The 18,437-nt window shown below is 39.2% G+C and carries 13 protein-coding genes; 1 reads left to right on the top strand and 12 read right to left on the bottom strand.

Translation table 11 applies throughout. The annotated features are described in order from the left end of the window. Positions 1–159: 159 nt before the first annotated feature. The 6 genes from B7E04_RS06225 to folE form a co-directional block, all read right to left on the bottom strand. Positions 160–1,146 (bottom strand): hypothetical protein, encoded by a 987-nt coding sequence (locus B7E04_RS06225; protein WP_080777839.1) that lies wholly within the window; start codon positions 1,144–1,146, stop codon positions 160–162. Between the two features lie 139 nt (positions 1,147–1,285). Continuing rightward, positions 1,286–3,940 carry a 4-alpha-glucanotransferase gene (locus B7E04_RS06220; RefSeq protein WP_080777838.1) on the bottom strand — a complete coding sequence of 885 codons (2,655 nt, stop codon included), beginning with the start codon at positions 3,938–3,940 and terminating at the stop codon, positions 1,286–1,288. Positions 3,941–4,080: 140 nt separating this feature from the next. Next, on the bottom strand, positions 4,081–5,247 hold the full coding sequence (locus tag B7E04_RS06215) for a T9SS type A sorting domain-containing protein (protein ID WP_080777837.1): 1,167 nt from the start codon (positions 5,245–5,247) through the stop codon (positions 4,081–4,083). A gap of 423 nt (positions 5,248–5,670) precedes the next feature. Next, positions 5,671–7,137, bottom strand: coding sequence for a cysteine--tRNA ligase (cysS, locus tag B7E04_RS06210; protein WP_080777836.1), 1,467 nt, complete (start codon positions 7,135–7,137; stop codon positions 5,671–5,673). 120 nt (positions 7,138–7,257) lie between these two features. After that, positions 7,258–7,689 carry a DinB family protein gene (locus B7E04_RS06205; RefSeq protein ID WP_080777835.1) on the bottom strand — a complete coding sequence of 144 codons (432 nt, stop codon included), beginning with the start codon at positions 7,687–7,689 and terminating at the stop codon, positions 7,258–7,260. 6 nt (positions 7,690–7,695) lie between these two features. After that, complete coding sequence (gene folE / locus B7E04_RS06200; protein WP_047376638.1) at positions 7,696–8,364, bottom strand: GTP cyclohydrolase I FolE; 669 nt, start codon at positions 8,362–8,364, stop codon at positions 7,696–7,698. Between the two features lie 90 nt (positions 8,365–8,454). On the opposite strand from folE, the gene B7E04_RS06195 reads away from it, so the two are divergent. Beyond that, entirely contained in the window at positions 8,455–9,609 is a 1,155-nt protein-coding gene (locus B7E04_RS06195) for a hypothetical protein (RefSeq protein WP_317043784.1), read from the top strand. Positions 9,610–9,657: 48 nt separating this feature from the next. Here the strand turns inward: B7E04_RS06195 and metF are convergent, their stop codons facing one another. From metF to B7E04_RS06165, 6 genes are all read right to left on the bottom strand, one after another. After that, a complete protein-coding gene (metF, locus tag B7E04_RS06190) occupies positions 9,658–10,617 on the bottom strand; it encodes a methylenetetrahydrofolate reductase [NAD(P)H] (RefSeq protein WP_080777834.1) in 960 nt (319 codons plus the stop codon). 55 nt (positions 10,618–10,672) lie between these two features. Then, on the bottom strand, positions 10,673–13,330 hold the full coding sequence (metH, locus tag B7E04_RS06185; protein ID WP_080777833.1) for a methionine synthase: 2,658 nt from the start codon (positions 13,328–13,330) through the stop codon (positions 10,673–10,675). A gap of 5 nt (positions 13,331–13,335) precedes the next feature. Then, the gene (locus tag B7E04_RS06180) at positions 13,336–14,427 is read right to left on the bottom strand and encodes a fatty acid desaturase family protein (RefSeq protein WP_080777832.1); all 1,092 of its coding nucleotides are present in this window, start codon (positions 14,425–14,427) and stop codon (positions 13,336–13,338) included. A gap of 83 nt (positions 14,428–14,510) precedes the next feature. After that, positions 14,511–15,521 carry a homocysteine S-methyltransferase family protein gene (locus B7E04_RS06175; protein WP_062650807.1) on the bottom strand — a complete coding sequence of 337 codons (1,011 nt, stop codon included), beginning with the start codon at positions 15,519–15,521 and terminating at the stop codon, positions 14,511–14,513. A 101-nt stretch (positions 15,522–15,622) separates the two neighbouring features. After that, positions 15,623–16,783, bottom strand: a complete 1,161-nt coding sequence (locus B7E04_RS06170) for an O-succinylhomoserine sulfhydrylase (protein WP_080777831.1) — start codon at positions 16,781–16,783, stop codon at positions 15,623–15,625. Positions 16,784–16,897: 114 nt separating this feature from the next. Further along, positions 16,898–18,436, bottom strand: coding sequence for an ACT domain-containing protein (locus tag B7E04_RS06165; protein WP_080777830.1), 1,539 nt, complete (start codon positions 18,434–18,436; stop codon positions 16,898–16,900). Between the last annotated feature and the right edge of the window lies 1 nt (position 18,437).

The raw sequence follows: 18,437 nt of genomic DNA, 5'->3' as shown, positions 1-18,437 counted from the left end.
AATTGTTATACATCTTTTTGATTATTAGTTAAAACAGAAGTTAAATCAGATTATTCATAAAAAATGTTAAAATTAAATATTAAAATAACAAAAAAGAAAATAAAAAAGGACAGATCCTAAAACCTGTCCTTCACACCACTTAAATATAATATATGAAAATTATTTACTGCTTACCAGACTCCCTCTGAAACCACCGCCGCTATTACTTCTACTGCTGTTCTGTGATCTTGAAGATGAATTTTCTGATCTGGAACTTCCTCCGCTTCCTCTGAAGCCTCCGCCGTTATTTTCTCTTCTTGGAGCATTTTCTCTTTTCACTTCGCTGTTTCCTCTGAACCCTCCATTGTTTCCAAATCTTTCTCTGGTTCCGCTGTTTTCAGAACTTCCTCTGAAACCGCCTCCATTATTTCTCACCCCACTGTTGTCATTACGGAAACCTCCTGAATTTTCAGATCTACGGTCATTGCCTGCCTGCCCTCTGAACCCTCCTGAATTACTACCGTCTTTTACCGATCCTCTGAATCCGTTCGATCTGTCACTTCTGATCACATTGAAGGTAGGATTGTCCATTCTTCTGAATCTTGATCTGTCTACCCGGTACACATTGATATTTACATTTCTGTATCTCGGCATTACTGCATATCTAGGCACGTAGTAGGTTCTTCTGTAATTCTGGAAGTACACCACCGGACTGGCCCCACGGTAATAATTGTTTCGGAAAACTACGAACACCCTTGGTCCCATAATTCTTTCCAGTGCATAAAACCTGTCGTAGTACCATCTGTCCGGATTATATCTGTAGAAATTATTCCATGTGGAAAAACTTACATACAGGTTATTCAGTCTCAGGATCTGGTCAATCTGCCATCTGCTCAGTCTGTTATCACGGAAGAAAACATTCCAGTTGATGTTGACAATACTGTTTCTGTAGTCGTTATAATATCCCTGATAATAATCGCTTGGATAATAGTCCTGTGGATAATTGTAATAATAATCATCCGGGAAATAATTTCTGTCGTCTTCATCATTATAATAATCATCCCCATTCTGATAATACCCGTCGTCTCCCCATCCGTTATTTGGATACTGCTGGGCGGAAGTCAAAGCTGCCAGTCCCAAAGCAAACCCCAAAAGTATTTTTTTCATCTCTATAGTCGTTAATTGGTTAGTGTATAGTAGAATATCTCTATTCTGTCTTTTGGATATAAATAAAAAAAAGAAGTTAAATCCAAAGATCAAACTTCTTTCAAATTATATTCAACTAATTGATAATCAAATGTTAAATTTATATCCTCCCGCTATCTTTTATCCAGTAAGCGATCTTTTCGTTGAATACTTTCCTGTCTTTAAGATCCTCCAGCTTCAGATGCATCCTGTAACGCCAGTAATGCGGAAAAACTGCAGGGTTGTTGATTCTTTCATCATCCATTTTCGGATGGGTAAGCTCAGGATCCGTCGCCAGAAATTCCTGAATCGGGAAAACCGCAAGCATCGCATCGTTATAAAGATGCTGCTTCATGATGATCTCTGCCAGATGGGGCTCCATTTCCTCCGGAGCTTTTCCATACTGGATAAGCTGTTGGTTGAAGTATTTCTGTATCAGCAAAGGATCTTCCTTCCACCATTGTCTGAGCGTAGAACTGTCATGGGATGATGCCGTAACTACATTCATATAGCCTGCCTTTTTGGGATTGTAGAACGGAATATTATCTGAAGGCATTCTCTGAACTTTCAATGCAATGATAGCCAATTCATCCATAGCCTTTGGAACACATGCAGGAACCATTCCCAGGTCTTCCCCGCAGATCAGCATTTTGGTGGCATTCAGAATGACCGGAAGCTTTTCCATCGCTCCTTCATACCACAGATGATCCTGTCTTCTGAAAAAATAATCGTGATAAAGCTCGTAAATTGCTTTCTTTTCCCACTCCGGGAGATATTTGTAGGAATCTGTATTGTAGACATTAAATCTTGGATGATAAACAGTTTCTCCGTTTCTTTCTTCAGTAAGGAACAGAACGTTTGCACACAATGAAATAAGTTGGTCTTCTAGCGTTCCTTGTGGGTTCTTTCTGAAAAAATCCGCTAGTTTTCTTTGGGTATCAAATTCGTCTTTAAATGAATAAGTTCCATCCTGATTATTAATTATAAATTCAAGGGCTCTGCTGCTTTCTTCACCAAAATATTTCCACAGAATCTCATCATTAATGAAAGGTGTGCAGTATCTTTTGAAATCAAATGCAATATGTCTTGCTTTAAATTCATCCAGAACAACAGGAACAGCCGGGTAGAAATACCCTAAAATCCCCTGTGTTGCGGAAACCGGCATTCTCCAGATTCTGAAAAAACCTAAAATATGATCAATCCTCATGGCATCGAAATACTGCTCAAGTGCTTTAAACCTGTTTTTCCACCATCTGTAATCATCTGCTTTCATGGCTTCCCAGTTATATGTAGGGAATTCCCAGTTCTGCCCAAGCTCTGTAAACTGATCTGGCGGTGCTCCGGCCTGGAAGTCCATTCCGAAAAGCTCCGGTTCCGTCCACGCTTCCACAGAATATCTGTAAATACCAATTGGCAGATCTCCTTTCAGCGAAACTCCCAGACTGTGGGTATAATCCACGGCATCTTTAAGCTGCAAATGGAGCTGATACTGTACCCAGGCATGAAGCATAGATGCATCATAGTCTTTACTTTTTGCACTGAAAAAAGGTGAAATTTTTCCGGCGATATATTTTTTGTGGGTTTTCCACTCGTTGAAATTCGGGGTTTTATATTTGTCTCTGAGTACACAAAAAGCAGAATAAGGAACCAGCCAGTGATCATTATCCTTTATAAATTTCTTAAAATTCCTGTCTTTATAGATTTTTTCTTTTTCTGCATTGAAAACAGCTTTCAGGAATTTCCATTTCCCGGCCATTACTTTTTCATAATCAATCAGATCTAAAGCATTCAATACTTCTTTTTCGGCTTTATATTCCGAAACCAGGTCTTCCGGCAGAGGAAAATCCAGGTTTTCCAGTGAAATATACTGCGGATGCAACGCATATACAGAAACTGCTGCGTAAGGGTAGGAATCCGTCCACGAATAATTGGCTGTGGTATCATTAATAGGAAGAATCTGTATAATTCCCAGATTGGTTTCCTTAGTCCAGTCTGCCAGGTTTTTAAGATCTGAAAATTCTCCTACTCCAAATCCATTATCGCTTCTCAGTGAAAATACTGGAACCGCAACGCCGGCATCGTGATACATCTGGTAAGATTTGAATTTAAAATAATGATTGGAGACAATCTGAAGAACATCTTTGAACGGATTGCCGACTGTAAATCTATTCTCACCGGACTCTACATCGATAACTCTTCCCTCTTTGATACTATAAATACAGTATTTGTATTGGATAAACTCGTTTTCAGGCATTTCAACGGAAGCTTCCCAGATTCCAAAATTGGTTTGGGAAAGGTGAATTGCTTTTTCATAGTCCCAGTTTCCTAAAGAAGCCGTACTTCCGAACAGAACTATTTTCCAATCCGGATTGTAAACCGGAGCTTCTATTCTGAATAAATGGGTATGCTTTTTTAAAATCGCTGCCTTTTCAGGAACAAAGCTGTTCAGCTTATTATAAAGAATTTTATTATTGAGATAGTTTTCCGGAAAATTCTTGTTACTCCATTCATCGAAAACAATAAACTCCTTGTAGTTATGAGGGAAATTAAGATGATGCAGGACAAATTCTTCTCTGAGAATATTTCCTTTTTCGTCTGCAAGCTGATATTTATAGGAAATAGATTTTGAGAAATAATCCACTTCGCATTTCCAGTTTCCGTTTTCTGCATAAAACAGGGTATGAGTCTGAACAGCAGCACCTTTTTCATCTACAATCAACAACTGCAGATGCTGGCCGGCCTTAGCATTATATCCTACATTAAAGTATAACTTCATCTATATTTTTTGATAAAAATACATTTTAATATCGAAAAATAAAACTTATTCAAGATCAAATAATCATTAAAAAACCTTTCCAAAACTAGTTGAAAAGGTTTTTAATTTTTATTGAAATCAATAGAATCCTGTACAGCGGATTATTCCGTCACCAGAATTTTTTTGTTTAATAGTATTTTACCGGATTCATTGGTAAGATTAACGATGTAAGCACCACTGACCAGTGTTTTAAGATAAACCTGCTGATTGAGTGAACCGTCTTTTACAGATAGACTTTCTTTCATGATATTTTTTCCAGCCATATCAAAAATATTCAGTTTAAGATTTCCTTTTACTGCTTTATCATTTACACTGACGTTAATAAAATGTTCATCCACTCTCGTCGGATAAATATCAATATTAGCAATCATACCATTTGTGGAAGTTCTATCATTGACAAAATATTTACTCGCCAGATCGTAGACATAGGGTTTTTCAGTACCAGGAAGGACTTTTGCCTGCAAAGTGCTTAAATCCACCTCATACAGATGATCGCCTTTGGCACTGGCAATAACCACTTTTCCTTTAGCATTCACCGCAGAACCGTTCACGGAATAATTAGCAGGGATTCCTGAAATTTTCCCAACAAATTTTGCTTTTAATTCTTTTGGTATTACTTTGAAAACATTTCCGGACGCAGAAAAAACATAGAAATTATTGTCCGCATCTGCAATCATATCGCCTCCGAAACCGGTTTCAAGAGCTGTAAATGAATTCTTTCCGTTGGAAACATCATCTTTAATGATTCCAAGGTCATTCACCACATACTGCCCACCTTTTCTGCTGATCTGCAGAAGCTGGGTTCCGGCATTGTTCATGGCATAGATATTTCCGTCATATCCTGTTGCCATTCTTGTCATATGGGAATTGATATCACAGGAGCTTGCCCTTGCTACTGTATTTTCAACCAGTGTAATCTCCTTTGTCGCCGGATTTAAAATATAAATGTTGGAAGAAAACATAGGCATATACACCAGGTTATTATTGGCCGGATCATAGGCTAGTGCAGCCATTGTCGCTGCCTGGGAGTGGGCATAAGAGGTTTTGTCTTCTGACACTGCCCCTTTTCTTTCCTGGGAAAATACTTTCGCTGAAGAATCGGCTGAGAACAGTTTTTCTCCGGAAGTCCCGCTGGACGGATCTACTACACGGAAATCACTGAATACTATTCCGGAAGTATCTTTTCCGGCAATGGCAAAAAAATCCTGCTGTGCCTGAGCACTTGCGCCAAACACAAGCAGAAATAGAGGGAATAAATGTTTTTTCATACAAGTAGAATTTTTAGAATGGTAATCGTTTTAGTATGACTAAGTTACACAAATTAAAAATTGAATCATAAAAAATCATTAGTATTTGCATAATATTTACAATCAATTCACATAAACATTGATATTTCGATAATCTGTTTATTTTTTTAAACACAAATTGTGCAAATGCTTCACCAATAACACTGGCGAACTACGACAACATTTGTGGAATTAGTGAAAAAAATTAGTGGCATTCGTGTTTTCTTCATCGCAATGAAGAATCTGCAGGATCTGCTACATCTGCGAGAAATCATAATGACAAGAATTTGTTATAATGAATGAAATATAAAACTCCCGCAGATCACACGGATTACCACAGATTTTATGATATCATCTGCAGGATTTGCGTAATCAGCGGGAACTGTATGATTAATTGTAAGACTTTTAATTCAGAACGTAGGTGGTTCCGTCTCTGCCGTCTTTTAATTCAATACCTTCAGCAAGCAATTTATCTCTGATCTGATCTGAAAGATCGAAGTTTTTTGATTTTCTTGCCTGGTTTCTAAGCTCGATTAAAACTTTCAAAGTCTGGTCAAGCTTTTCATTATTGTTTTCTTCTATGTTCTGAAGTCCCAAAACATCATAAATCAATGCATTCAATGTAGATTTCAGATCTTCAAGATCATTTGAAGATATAGTTTCCTTCCCGTCATTCAAAGCAAAAATATATTTCACGGCTTCAAATAAGTGAGCAATCAGAATCGGGGAGTTGAAATCGTCATTCAGAGCATCGTAACATTTGTTTTTCCACTCCTGAAGATTAAATTCCGACTGTTTAGCATCATCCGGAGTGATGGCGTTCAACACTTTAATGGCTTCCATTAATCTGATGAACCCTTTTTCACTGGCAATCATGGCATCATTGGAAATATCCAGCACGCTTCTGTAATGTGCCTGCAGGAAGCAGAAACGTACGATGGACGGATGAAAAGGTTTTTCGAAGAAGTCGTTTTCTCCGGTCACCAGCTGCATCGGAAGGATATAATTTCCTGTAGATTTACTCATCCGCTGGGAATTCATCGTCAGCATATTGGCATGCATCCAGTAATTCACCGGAGCTGTATCATTGCAGGCTTTTCCCTGAGCTATTTCACATTCGTGGTGTGGAAATTTCAGGTCCATTCCGCCACCGTGGATATCAAATTTCTCGCCTAGATATTTTGTACTCATGGCAGTACATTCGAGGTGCCACCCCGGGAAACCTTCGCCCCATGGGGAATTCCATCTCATAATGTGTGCGGGAGATGCTTTTTTCCACAGGGCAAAATCCTGCGGGTTTTTCTTTTCGCCCTGTCCGTCAAGATCACGGGTATTCGCAAAAAGTTCTTCTATATTACGTTTTGAAAGTTCACCGTAGTTCAGCCCTCTTTTGTTGTATTCCAGCACATCAAAATAGACGGATCCGTTGCTTTCGTAGGCAAAACCTCTTTCAATAAGTTTCTGCGTAAGCTCGATCTGCTCTACGATGTGGCCTGTTGCCGTAGGTTCGATATTGGGAGGAAGCAGGTTGAACATTTCCAGCACCTTATGAAAATCCACCGTATATTTCTGTACGATCTCCATAGGTTCGAGCTTTTCAAGACGGGTCTGCTTCACGAATCTGTCGTTATCCACATTTCCGTCATCGGTAAGGTGACCTGCATCGGTGATGTTTCTTACATATCTTACTTTATACCCCAGATGCATCAGGGTACGGTAGATAAAATCAAAGGACAGGAAAGTTCTTACATTTCCAAGATGCACATTGCTGTACACGGTAGGCCCGCAGACATACATTCCGACGTTTCCTTCTAAAATTGGTTTAAATATTTCTTTCTCTCCGGTCAGGGAGTTGTATAGTTTTAATTGCATTTTTTTAAATTAAAAGATTCAATGGTAAAGGATTTAAAAATTAGGTAAAATAATCTTATCCACAACAAATAATTGTTGTGAGAAAAATTTTATTTGAAACTTTTTTAAATATAACCATTATTAAATTGCTTTTAAATGATACTGCAGATGATCAATATAATCCTGAATAATATATTCCAGGGTAAAAGTCTGGGGAACTGTCTTCGTGGTATCACATGTTCTTTTCAGGGCTTCATCAGGAATATTCTCTACCGTATGAACGATCTGAAAATTCAGGGATTTCCACAAACCGATCAGTTCGGAAACCGGAACATTCTGATAATTCTGTGCCTTTACCCAAAAGTCCTGATCATATACAATATTATCATTTTCTTTGTATTGGGTCACTACAAATCGTCTTATATTCGTTAAAGCACTGTCACAAAGATGACCTAAAATTTCTTTTTTCGACCATTTTTCAGGTGAAATTTTATGGGACCACTCTTCGTCAGAAATCGTTTCGAATCTCTGAAGCTCAGCATCAACAATATTTTTAAGAATCTGATAGTTCATTTTTTATTAATAATCTAATTTCGCATGGCTTCCCACATAATGCAGGAATTCCTGTCTGGTGATAGGATTGGTTCTGAAAATACCACTCAGTTCTGCTGTAATGGTAGAACTTGCCGTGTCTTTTATTCCTCTGCAGTTCACACACAGATGCTTTGCATCAATAATGCAGGCCACATCTTTTGTTCCCAATGCTTCTTTCAGGGCATCTACAATCTGCATCGTTAATCTTTCCTGAACCTGTGGTCTTTTCGCATAATAATCCACAATCCTGTTGATCTTGGAAAGCCCGATCACTTCACCGTTTGAAATATAGGCTACATGGGCTCTTCCGATAATCGGCAGGAAGTGGTGTTCACAGAAAGAATATACGGTAATATCCTTTTCCACCAGCATCTGGCGGTATTTATATTTATTGGAGAAAGTGGAAATTCCCGGTTTGTTTTCCGGAAGCAGCCCTCCAAAAATTTCATTCACATACATTTTGGCAACACGCCTTGGAGAATCCTTCAAAGAATCATCTGTCATATCCATCCCCAGTGTTTCCATAATTTCACCGAAAAGTTCGGTAATTTTTTCTATTTTTTCCTGTGGCGATTTATCAAATGCATCTTTCCTGATTGGCGTATGTTCTTTTCCTGTGAAAATATCATCGTCGTTATCGGTAAAATCAACCATTTTTATTTAATTTGCAACAAAAATACGGATAAAATCTGTTCATTTATTTTAATTAGGGTGAAAAAACATGACCCATTTTCAACTTAGCCTATGATGATTGTCGAAGAAGTACAGAACCAAAAACAAAAAAAAGAATTTTTAGAATTTCCCGCCCGGCTATACCGTCACGACAAGAATTATATAAGACCAAGAAACCAGGATATCGAAGAGATTTTTGATTCTGAAAAAAATAAATTCTTCAGTAACGGGGAGTGTGCCCGGTTTTTATTCAGGAACAAACAGAAGGAAACGGTGGGAAAAGTGGCCGTTTTTGTCTCCGCAGATTATGAGCAGGAACAGCCTACGGGAGGAATCGGTTTTTTCGACTGTATCCATGATCAGGAAACAGCAGATTTTATCTTTGATCACTGCGTAAGTTGGCTTAAGGAAAGAGGGATGGAAGCTATGGACGGACCTATTAACTTTGGGGAACGGGATAAATTCTGGGGTCTTCTGACAGAAGGTTTTGCAGAACCTCTGTTCGGGATGAATTATAATTTTCCTTATTATCAGGATCTTTTTGAAAACTACGGCTTTAAAATGTATTTCGAGCAGCTTTGTTTTTCGAGACCCATTTTTGCGGAAGTTTCAAGGGTTTTTACTTTAATGCATACAAAACACAGCCGGAATCCCGCAATCTCCGCAGTACCTATGAAAAGGAATAATCTGGCTAAATTCGCTAAAGATTTTACGGAAATCTATAACCAGGCCTGGGCCTGTCATGGAGAAGGGAAGCAGCTGGAAGAGACCAAAGTTCTGAAAATGTTTCAAAAGATGAAACCCATCATCAATGAACATATTTCCTGGTTTGTCTATGAAAATGACAAGCCTATTGCGATGTGGATGAACCTGCCGGATGTGAACCAGTGGTTCAAATATCTGCACGGGAAATTCGGAATTTTGGAAAAGCTCAGGTTTCTGTGGATAAAAAAATTTAGGAAAAATGAAAAAATGGTAGGTCTAGTTTTCGGAGTTATTCCGGAATGGCAGAAAAAAGGAATTGACGGCTATATGATCTGGGAAGGAACCCAACACCTCCGTAAGCATACGGATTTTAAAACTACAGAACTCCAGTGGATCGGGGATTTTAATCCTAAAATGATAAAAATTGCGGAGAGTCTTGATACTACGGTCACGAGAAAACTGACGACGTACCGGTATTTATTTGACCGTACGAAAGAGTTTAAAAGACATCCTATCTTATAAATAAAAACCCTGCTGATGATCAGCAGGGTTCCCTTCATTGATACTCTATTAGAATAGCTCTCGGGCTACTTTTTTAATATTATCACTTTTCCCCATCGAGTAAAAGTGCAGGACAGGAACTCCGAAATCAAGCAGTTCCCTGCATTGGGTGATGGCCCATTCTATTCCTATCTGTTTTACGGCTTCATTGTTTTTGGCATTCTCCACTTCGGTAATGAGCTCCTCTGGAAGATCTATTTTGAATACCTGCGGAAGAATCTTCAAATGCTTTTTGGTGGCAATCGGTTTGATCCCCGGAATGATGGGAACAGTGATCCCCATCTCCCTTGCTTTGGTTACAAACTCAATGAATCTTTTATTATCAAAAAACATCTGGGTCACGATATAATCTGCTCCGGCATCTACTTTTTCCTTAAGCCACTTCAGGTCATAATTCATGGAAGGAGCTTCCATATGTTTCTCAGGGTATCCAGCTACCCCGATACAAAACTTATTCAGTTCATCACAGGCCTTTTCATCATTGTGTAGATATTTGCCCCGCCCGAGATCATTGATCTGATGAACGAGATCCATAGCGCTGGCATGGCCTCCCGGGGTCGGTTCAAAGTACTGATGTCCTTTCATGGCATCTCCTCTTAAAGCCATAATATTGTCAATTCCAAGATACATACAATCTACCAAAAGGTATTCTGTTTCCTCTTTGGTGAATCCTCCGCACAGCAGATGAGGAACGGTATCTACATTGTATTTATGCTGGATGGCGGCACAGATTCCCAGGGTTCCGGGACGCATCCTGGTGATACGGCGTTCCATGAGTCCGTTTCCTTTGTCGATATAAATATATTCTTCCCTGGAGGTGGTTACATCAATAAATGGCGGCTTAAACTCCATCAAGGGATCTATGTTGGTATACAGATCTTCAATTCCAATTCCCTTTTGAGGTGGAACCACTTCTAAGGAGAATAAGGTTTTTCCGTTTGCGTTTTTTATATGGTCAGTGATCTTCATTTTATAGTTTAGTTATTTGTTGCTGGTTTATGCGTTGCGGCCATAATCAGTAGTCTTATGCCAGATTTGGGGACAGCCATCTTTTTGCTTCATCAATGCTGCATTCTCTTCTTTCCGCATAATTTTCCAGCTGGTCATCTGTAATTTTTCCAAGACCGAAATATTTTGCATGAGGGCTTCCGAAATAATATCCGGAAACTGAAGCTGTAGGAAACATCGCTAAACTTTCGGTAAGGAAAACACCTGTATTTTCCTCTACTTTAAGAAGGTCCCAGATGGTTTTCTTTTCCAGGTGGTCCGGACATGCAGGATAGCCTGGCGCAGGACGGATTCCTTTATATTTTTCAGCAATCAGTTCTTCGTTGCTCAGGTTTTCCTGGTTAGCGTAGCCCCAATATTCTGTTCTTACCTTTTTATGGAGGAATTCAGCGTAGGCTTCTGCAAATCTGTCGGCAAGGGCTTTTACCATGATGGCATTATAATCATCATTATCTTTTTCATATTCTTCTGCAAATTCATCTGTTCCAAAACCGGTGGTCACACAGAAAGCTCCTACATAATCCGTTTTTCCTGAAGATTGTGGAGCGATGAAATCACTTAATGCCAGATATTCTTTTCCTTTGGATCGCTGTGCCTGCTGTCTTAAGGTTAAGAATTTAGCCTGTTCTTCGTTATTTTCGTTAAAAATCAAGATATCATCCGTTTCATTGGAATTGGCTTTAAAGATCCCGAAAACGGCTTTTGCTTTCAGTCTTTTTTCGTCAAGAATTTTCTTTAAAATAACCTGGGCATCTTTAAATAATTCTTTCGCCTGAGTTCCTACCACCTCATCTTCCAGGATATTAGGATATTTCCCGTGAAGGTCCCAGCTTCTGAAAAACGGCGACCAGTCAATAAAAGGAAGCAGTTCACACAGATCCTGGTCTTCTATAACCGTTATGCCTAAATTATTCGGTGTGAAAATATCTTCATTTTTCCAATCGATTTTGAAATGATTCTGTCTTGCTTCTTCAATGGAAACATAATCTTTGTCTACCTGTCTGTTCAGGAACTTTTCGCGGAAATCAGAATATTCATCTTTAAGCTCTGAAACATATTCTTTATTTCTGTCTCCCAGTAGTGAGCTTACTACGTTTACCGCTCTGGATGCATCATTGACGTGAACGACTGCATTTTTATATTTTAAATCAATCTTAACGGCGGTATGGGCTTTTGAAGTGGTGGCACCACCAATCAGTAACGGAAAATCAAGGTTCTGCCTTTCCAGTTCCTGGGCGATGTATACCATTTCATCCAAACTTGGGGTGATTAATCCGCTTAATCCAATGACATCTACTTTTTCTTCAATGGCAGTCTGGATAATTTTTTCTGCAGGAACCATCACTCCAAGATCCACAATCTCGTAATTGTTACATCCCAACACCACACTCACAATATTTTTACCGATATCGTGGACATCACCTTTTACAGTAGCCATAAGGACTTTACCGTTAGCCGGTCTTGAACCGTCTTTTTCCGCTTCAATATAGGGCTGAAGATAGGCAACCGCCCTTTTCATTACCCTTGCCGATTTTACTACCTGTGGCAGGAACATTTTTCCGCTTCCGAAGAGATCTCCCACCACGCCCATTCCGGTCATCAGATTGACCTCTATAACATGGAGTGGCTTTGCGGCCTGCTGTCTTGCTTCCTCAACATCTTCTTCGATAAAACGGTCGATCCCTTTTACCAGAGCATAGGTAATTCTATCCTGTAAAGGCTTTGTTCTCCATTCTAAATCTTCAACTTTTTCTTTTTTGACCGATTTATGTTTTTCGGAATAATCAAGTAATCTTTCTGTGGCATCTTCTCTTTTGTCAAGAATTACATCTTCAACAAGCTCCAAAAGTTCTTTATTAATCTCATCATACACCTCCAGCATGGCAGGGTTTACAATACCCATATTCATTCCGGCCTGAATGGCATGATACAGAAAAACAGAGTGCATGGCTTCCCGTACCGTATCATTTCCACGGAAGGAAAATGAAACGTTACTTACTCCTCCACTTACGGATGCATACGGAAGATTCTGACGAACCCATCTTGTGGCTTCAATAAAGTCGATGGCATTTTTACGATGCTCATCCATCCCCGTGGCTACAGGGAAAATATTTAAATCGAAAATAATATCTTCTGCAGGAAAGTTCAGTTGGTTCACCAGAATATCATAGGATCGTTTTGAAATCTCAATTCTACGTTCATAGGTATCGGCTTGTCCTACCTCATCAAATGCCATCACAATCATGGCAGCGCCGTATCTTTTGATGGCTTTTGCGTGGCTGATAAATTCTGCTTCACCTTCTTTTAAACTGATGGAATTTACTACACATTTTCCCTGCGCCACCTGAAGTCCGGCTTCCAGAATCTCCCATTTCGAAGAGTCGATCATAATGGGAATTCTTGAGATATCCGGTTCTGAGGCTATTAAGTTCAGGAATTTGATCATTGAAGCTTTCCCATCAATCAATCCATCATCGAAATTGACATCAAGAATCTGTGCACCGCCTTCAACCTGATGGCGTGCAATATCAAGGGCTTCAGAGAATTTCTCCTCTTTTATCAGTCTTAAAAACTTTTTGGAACCGGCCACATTGGTTCTTTCCCCAACGTTGATAAAGTTACTTTCCGGTGTAATAATCAAAGGCTCAAGCCCCGATAATCTTAAATATTTCATCAAATTTATTCTTCTAAAATATAGTATGCATTATTCGCATTTTGCTTCAGCAAATCCACATGTTTGCCCAAAGCGGTAAAAATCGGAAACCTTTTATAAGCCAGGTTATGGGCTCTGGCAAATTCTTCGATTTCTTCTGTAATTTCATTATAATAGAGATAGCTGTAGTTTGGAAACAGGTGGTGGGCTACGTGAAAGTTGAAATTTCCCAGCACATTTCTTACAAACCAGTTATTTTCTTTTAAATCATTGGTCACCTCAAACTGATGACGGAGCCAGCTGAAAGGAAGTCCGTTTTTCTGATCCAGCTTTGGAAAAGCATTGTCAGGAAGCGGGTGCAGCGGCAATAAAACAAACAGAGCAAAGATGCTGGCCGCTATTACCTGCAAAAACCAGGCTCCCAGTGCCAATCCGATGGATACTTTAAAAAATAAAACAGGCACTGCAATCTGGTAGAAAAAATAGAACAGCTTATACGCAACCATTTTAATCTTTTCCTTTACCGGAATGGCTCCCTGGGTTTTCAGTATTACCCTTTCCTTATCAAAGAAATCTCTGAAATCCCTGATAAACATCCAGTTAAAAAGATAGAGAGGATATACCAGAAAGAAAAAGAAATGCTGGTACTTCTGAACACCTTTTGCTTTAATCCACGGAACAATCAGCAATAAACCGCTTTGTTCAATATCCGTATCCCATCCATCCACATTCGGATAGGCATGATGTGCCGCAATATGTCTTTTCTTCCAGATGTAGGAATTGGCTCCTACAAAGTCGAAAATCTGTAAAACCAAACTGTTTAGTTTCTTGTTTTTATAAATATTGTTGTGTGCCGCCTCGTGAATTAGATTTAAATAAATCAACACCAGAGAAATGCCCATCAGGATAAAACACGAAATATAAACCCAGGATTTATCAGCATTTAAAACGGCAAGGGCATATAAACCAAAATAGACCAAAGGCAGAAGCACTGCTTTGATCCGGATGTAAAGGTCCCTGTCTTCAGGAATAGCTTCCAATCTTTGGTTCACTTTCTTTCTTAGTTCATTAAACAGTTTAGCATCATCTGAATCTTTTAAGTAACCCGGCTTTTCCATTATATTAAATTTTGTGGTTTATTTAAAGATAATACTTATAACCTAGCTCTTATTCTTTGTTTTAATTTAAAAAATCTATTAAATCAGACAAATTCTTTCAATTTTCTTGGCGGATACTGCTCTACCAGGTCTGCAATCGCTTTGATATGGTCCGGTGTTGTTCCACAACATCCACCGATAATATTGATCAATCCTTTTTCTACATATTCTTTAATCTGTCTTGCCATATCTTCCGGCGTTTCGTCATATTTCCCGAAAGCATTTGGAAGTCCTGCATTCGGATAGGCGGAAACATAAAATTCTGAGTTATGGGCCAGGGTTTCCAGATAAGGAGTAAGCTGATCTGCTCCCAACGCACAATTGAATCCTACACTTAATAAGTTCAAGTGAGAAACCGAGATCAGAAAAGCCTCTGCAGTCTGTCCGCTCAAGGTTCTCCCTGATGCATCAGTAATGGTTCCGGAAACCATGATGGGAATTTTGATGTTTCTTTCTTCCTGAAGTTCGTCAATCGCAAATAATGCAGCTTTTGCATTCAGCGTATCGAAGATGGTTTCTACCAGAAGAATATCAGAGCCTCCATCCAGTAATGCTTCACACTGCTGCTTGTAGGCCAATCTTAATTCTTCAAATGTAATCGCTCTGTACCCCGGATCATTTACATCCGGGCTTAAGCTTGCCGTTCTGTTGGTTGGTCCAATCGAGCCTGCTACAAATCTTGGCTTATCCGGATTCTGTGCTGTAAATTCATCACATACTTTTCTGGCTATTTTTGCCGACTCATAGTTCAGCTCATATACCAGATCTTCCATATGGTAATCTGCCATCGCAATGGTGGTTCCGGAGAATGTATTGGTTTCAATAATATCCGCGCCTGCTTCCAGGTATTTTTTATGAACTTCTTCAATCGCCTGGGGCTGGGTAAGGGAAAGAAGGTCGTTATTTCCTTTTACCGGATGTTCCCAGTCTTTGAAACGTTCACCACGATAATCTTCTTCTTCGAACTTGTATCGCTGGAGCATGGTTCCCATAGCACCATCGAGAATTAAAATTCTCTCTGAGATGGCTTTGTATAATTGTTCTGAATTTTTCATATGTTTCTTATTAATTGATGGATAAACGGATAGGATTCAGCCTATCCTTTGGTAAATCGTCCCTTTGGGACTCTTCTGATCTGCCTTACACTAATTTTAGATTAGTCTAATGCCTGTTTCAGATCTGCAATAATATCATCCACATGTTCCAGACCTACTGAGCATCGTACCAGACCTGCGGTGATTCCCACTTCATTTCTTTCTTCATCGGTCAGTTTTGAATGGGTGGTCGAAGCAGGGTGGGTAACGATTGTTCTTGTATCCCCAAGATTGGCAGACAACGAACACATTTTTATTTTATCTAGAAAACTTCTTCCGCCCTCTATTCCTCCTTTAATTTCAAAAGCTACGATATTTCCTCCCAGCTTCATTTGTTTTTTCGCTACTTCATAACTCGGATGGGATTTTAAGAACGGGTATTTTACCAGTTCCACATTCGGATGGCTTTCCAAAAACTCCGCTACTTTCAACGCATTTTCGCAATGTTTATCTACACGGATAGCCAGAGTTTCCAGACTTTTTGAAAGTACCCAGGCGTTGAAAGGAGACATCGCAGGCCCTGTATTCCTTGCAAAAAGATAAATCTCTCTGATCAGATCGGCTTTTCCTACAGCTACTCCACCTAATACTCTTCCCTGCCCGTCAATAAGTTTCGTTGCGGAATGTACAACAACATCTGCACCATACCTGATTGGCTGCTGAAGATAAGGTGTTGCAAAACAGTTATCTACAATAAAAATAAGATTGTGCTTTTTTGCGATCTGTCCGAAAAATTCAAGATCCAGGATTTCAATCGCAGGATTGGTAGGGGTTTCCAGATATAAGATCTTAGTATTAGGTTTAATATACTGCTCCACATTTTCAGCATCCTCTGCTTTGAAATAAGTTGTTTCAATATTCCATTTAGGGAAATACTTGGTAAACAAGGTGTGTGTAGATCCGAAAACGGACTGACAGCTTACAATATGATCTCCGGCGTTCAGTAAAGTGGCAAACGTGGAATAAATAGCGGCCATTCCAGTTGCAAAGGCATATCCTGCTTCTGCACCTTCCATTTTTACGATCTTATCTGTGAATTCCGTTACATTCGGATTTGAAAACCGGCTGTACAGGTTTTTATCTTTTTCTTCGGCAAAACTTGCCCTCATATCTTCTGCATCCTGAAAAATAAAACTGGATGTAAGATACAATGGTGTGGAATGCTCATCAAACTGTGATCTTTCAGTTTGTGTTCTTATTGCGGAGGTTTCAAAATTTTCCATATCGTTTTAATTGATGTAATTATGTATTTATTGATAAATAGGATTTCATCCTATTCTGAGATAAATCGTCCCTTCGGGACTCAGGATTGTCATAATTACATTTTATATTTTTATTTATTTTGTTTCGCTTACTCTTAAAATATCACCGAAAACTCCTCTTGCGGTTACCTGGGCTCCGGCTCCGGCTCCCATAATCACAATCGGGTTTTCACCATAGCTTTCCGTGTAAATTTCAAAAATAGAATCTGAACCTTTAAGCTGGCCTAATGCCGAACTTCCCGGTACGGAAACCAGTTTCACATCAAGTTCACCTTTGTCTTTTTGTAAATCCCCATGCAAATCACCAACATATCTTAAAACGTGACCCGGCTCCTGGTTTTCCTTAATTTTCTGATATTCTTCATCCAACTCATCTAACCTTGAAAGGAATTCTGATTTTGAAACGGAAAGTAAACTTTCAGGAACCAGATTCTGAATGTTGATATCATTAAATTCATTGATTAAATCCAGTTCTCTCGCAAGAATCAACAGTTTTCTGGCAACATCATTTCCTGATAAATCTTCTCTTGGGTCAGGTTCTGTATACCCTTTTTCCAGAGCTTCATTGACAATTGTGGAAAACTTATCATCTCTCAAAGAAAAATTATTGAAAACATAGCTCAATGTTCCTGAGAATACTCCTTTGATTCTTGTGATATTTTCTCCTGAAAGGTGTAATAATTTGATGGTATCAATCAACGGAAGCCCGGCGCCCACGTTGGTTTCATATAGATATCGCCTGTTGTTTTTACTCAACGTATATCTTAGTTTACGGTATTCCTCGATGGGAAGGGTATTGAAGATCTTATTGGATGAAACCAGATCAAAACCATTTTCAGCCAAAGCATGGTAATTTTTCACAAAATCTTTGCTTGCCGTATTGTCGACTACGATCAGGTTTTCCAGCTGATTTTCTTTGGAAAAGTTAATCAGCTCTTCAACATTTGACGGATGCTCTGCCACTGAAACCTCATCATTCCAGTCTGCATTAAATCCTTTTTTATTGAAAGCAATTTTTCTTGAATTGGCTACTGCCACTACTTTTAGATCTATTTTCTTACGTCTTTTAATTTCTTCCGACGACTGTAAAACCTGCTCTATCAAAGTCTTTCCTACATTTCCGTGGCCAATGATGGCCAGGTGAACGGTTTTAGGCTTTTTGAAGATCTCAGATTCGATGACATTCTTCGTTTTTTCATCCTGAGATGAAGTCACGACTATATTCACCCTGTTTTCCCCTGACACCTGGTTTAAAAGCAATGGAAACACATTATTCCTTGCCAGCTCAGCAAGCACTTTATTAAAATCTTCCGCCACAAATCCCAGTACGGAAACATTATTGATGCTGTAAATCTGCGAGACTTTCCCGGATCTTCTTTCTGCTTCAAACTCGTCGATCAGACAGGCTACCGCTTTTTCTGCGTCTGCTTCATTAACCAGGATAGAGATCCCGTTTTCAATGGCCTGCTGGGAGATCACTCCTACACTGATTCTCGCTAAGGTAAGGGCTTTAAAAATTCTTCCGTCGATCCCGATTTCACCTAAGAAATCTTCACCTTCGAATTTGATAATTGATCTGTTTTTTAAAAACTTTATTTCGTTAGCATTTTTCATT

This window comes from Chryseobacterium phocaeense (assembly GCF_900169075.1).
GTDB lineage: Bacteria > Bacteroidota > Bacteroidia > Flavobacteriales > Weeksellaceae > Chryseobacterium > Chryseobacterium phocaeense.
Note: the sequence above shows the minus strand (reverse complement) of the source record. Positions and strands in the feature narration are given on the sequence as shown.

Bases quoted from the DNA above. Each gene is read 5' to 3' on its own strand.
- B7E04_RS06225 (WP_080777839.1), bottom strand. From the start codon at position 1,146: ATGAAAAAAATACTTTTGGGGTTTGCTTTGGGACTGGCAGCTTTGACT.
- B7E04_RS06220 (WP_080777838.1), bottom strand. From the start codon at position 3,940: ATGAAGTTATACTTTAATGTAGGATATAATGCTAAGGCCGGCCAGCAT.
- B7E04_RS06215 (WP_080777837.1), bottom strand. From the start codon at position 5,247: ATGAAAAAACATTTATTCCCTCTATTTCTGCTTGTGTTTGGCGCAAGT.
- cysS (WP_080777836.1), bottom strand. From the start codon at position 7,137: ATGCAATTAAAACTATACAACTCCCTGACCGGAGAGAAAGAAATATTT.
- B7E04_RS06205 (WP_080777835.1), bottom strand. From the start codon at position 7,689: ATGAACTATCAGATTCTTAAAAATATTGTTGATGCTGAGCTTCAGAGA.
- folE (WP_047376638.1), bottom strand. From the start codon at position 8,364: ATGGTTGATTTTACCGATAACGACGATGATATTTTCACAGGAAAAGAA.
- B7E04_RS06195 (WP_317043784.1), top strand. From the start codon at position 8,455: ATGATGATTGTCGAAGAAGTACAGAACCAAAAACAAAAAAAAGAATTT.
- metF (WP_080777834.1), bottom strand. From the start codon at position 10,617: ATGAAGATCACTGACCATATAAAAAACGCAAACGGAAAAACCTTATTC.
- metH (WP_080777833.1), bottom strand. From the start codon at position 13,330: ATGAAATATTTAAGATTATCGGGGCTTGAGCCTTTGATTATTACACCG.
- B7E04_RS06180 (WP_080777832.1), bottom strand. From the start codon at position 14,427: ATGGAAAAGCCGGGTTACTTAAAAGATTCAGATGATGCTAAACTGTTT.
- B7E04_RS06175 (WP_062650807.1), bottom strand. From the start codon at position 15,521: ATGAAAAATTCAGAACAATTATACAAAGCCATCTCAGAGAGAATTTTA.
- B7E04_RS06170 (WP_080777831.1), bottom strand. From the start codon at position 16,783: ATGGAAAATTTTGAAACCTCCGCAATAAGAACACAAACTGAAAGATCA.
- B7E04_RS06165 (WP_080777830.1), bottom strand. From the start codon at position 18,436: ATGAAAAATGCTAACGAAATAAAGTTTTTAAAAAACAGATCAATTATC.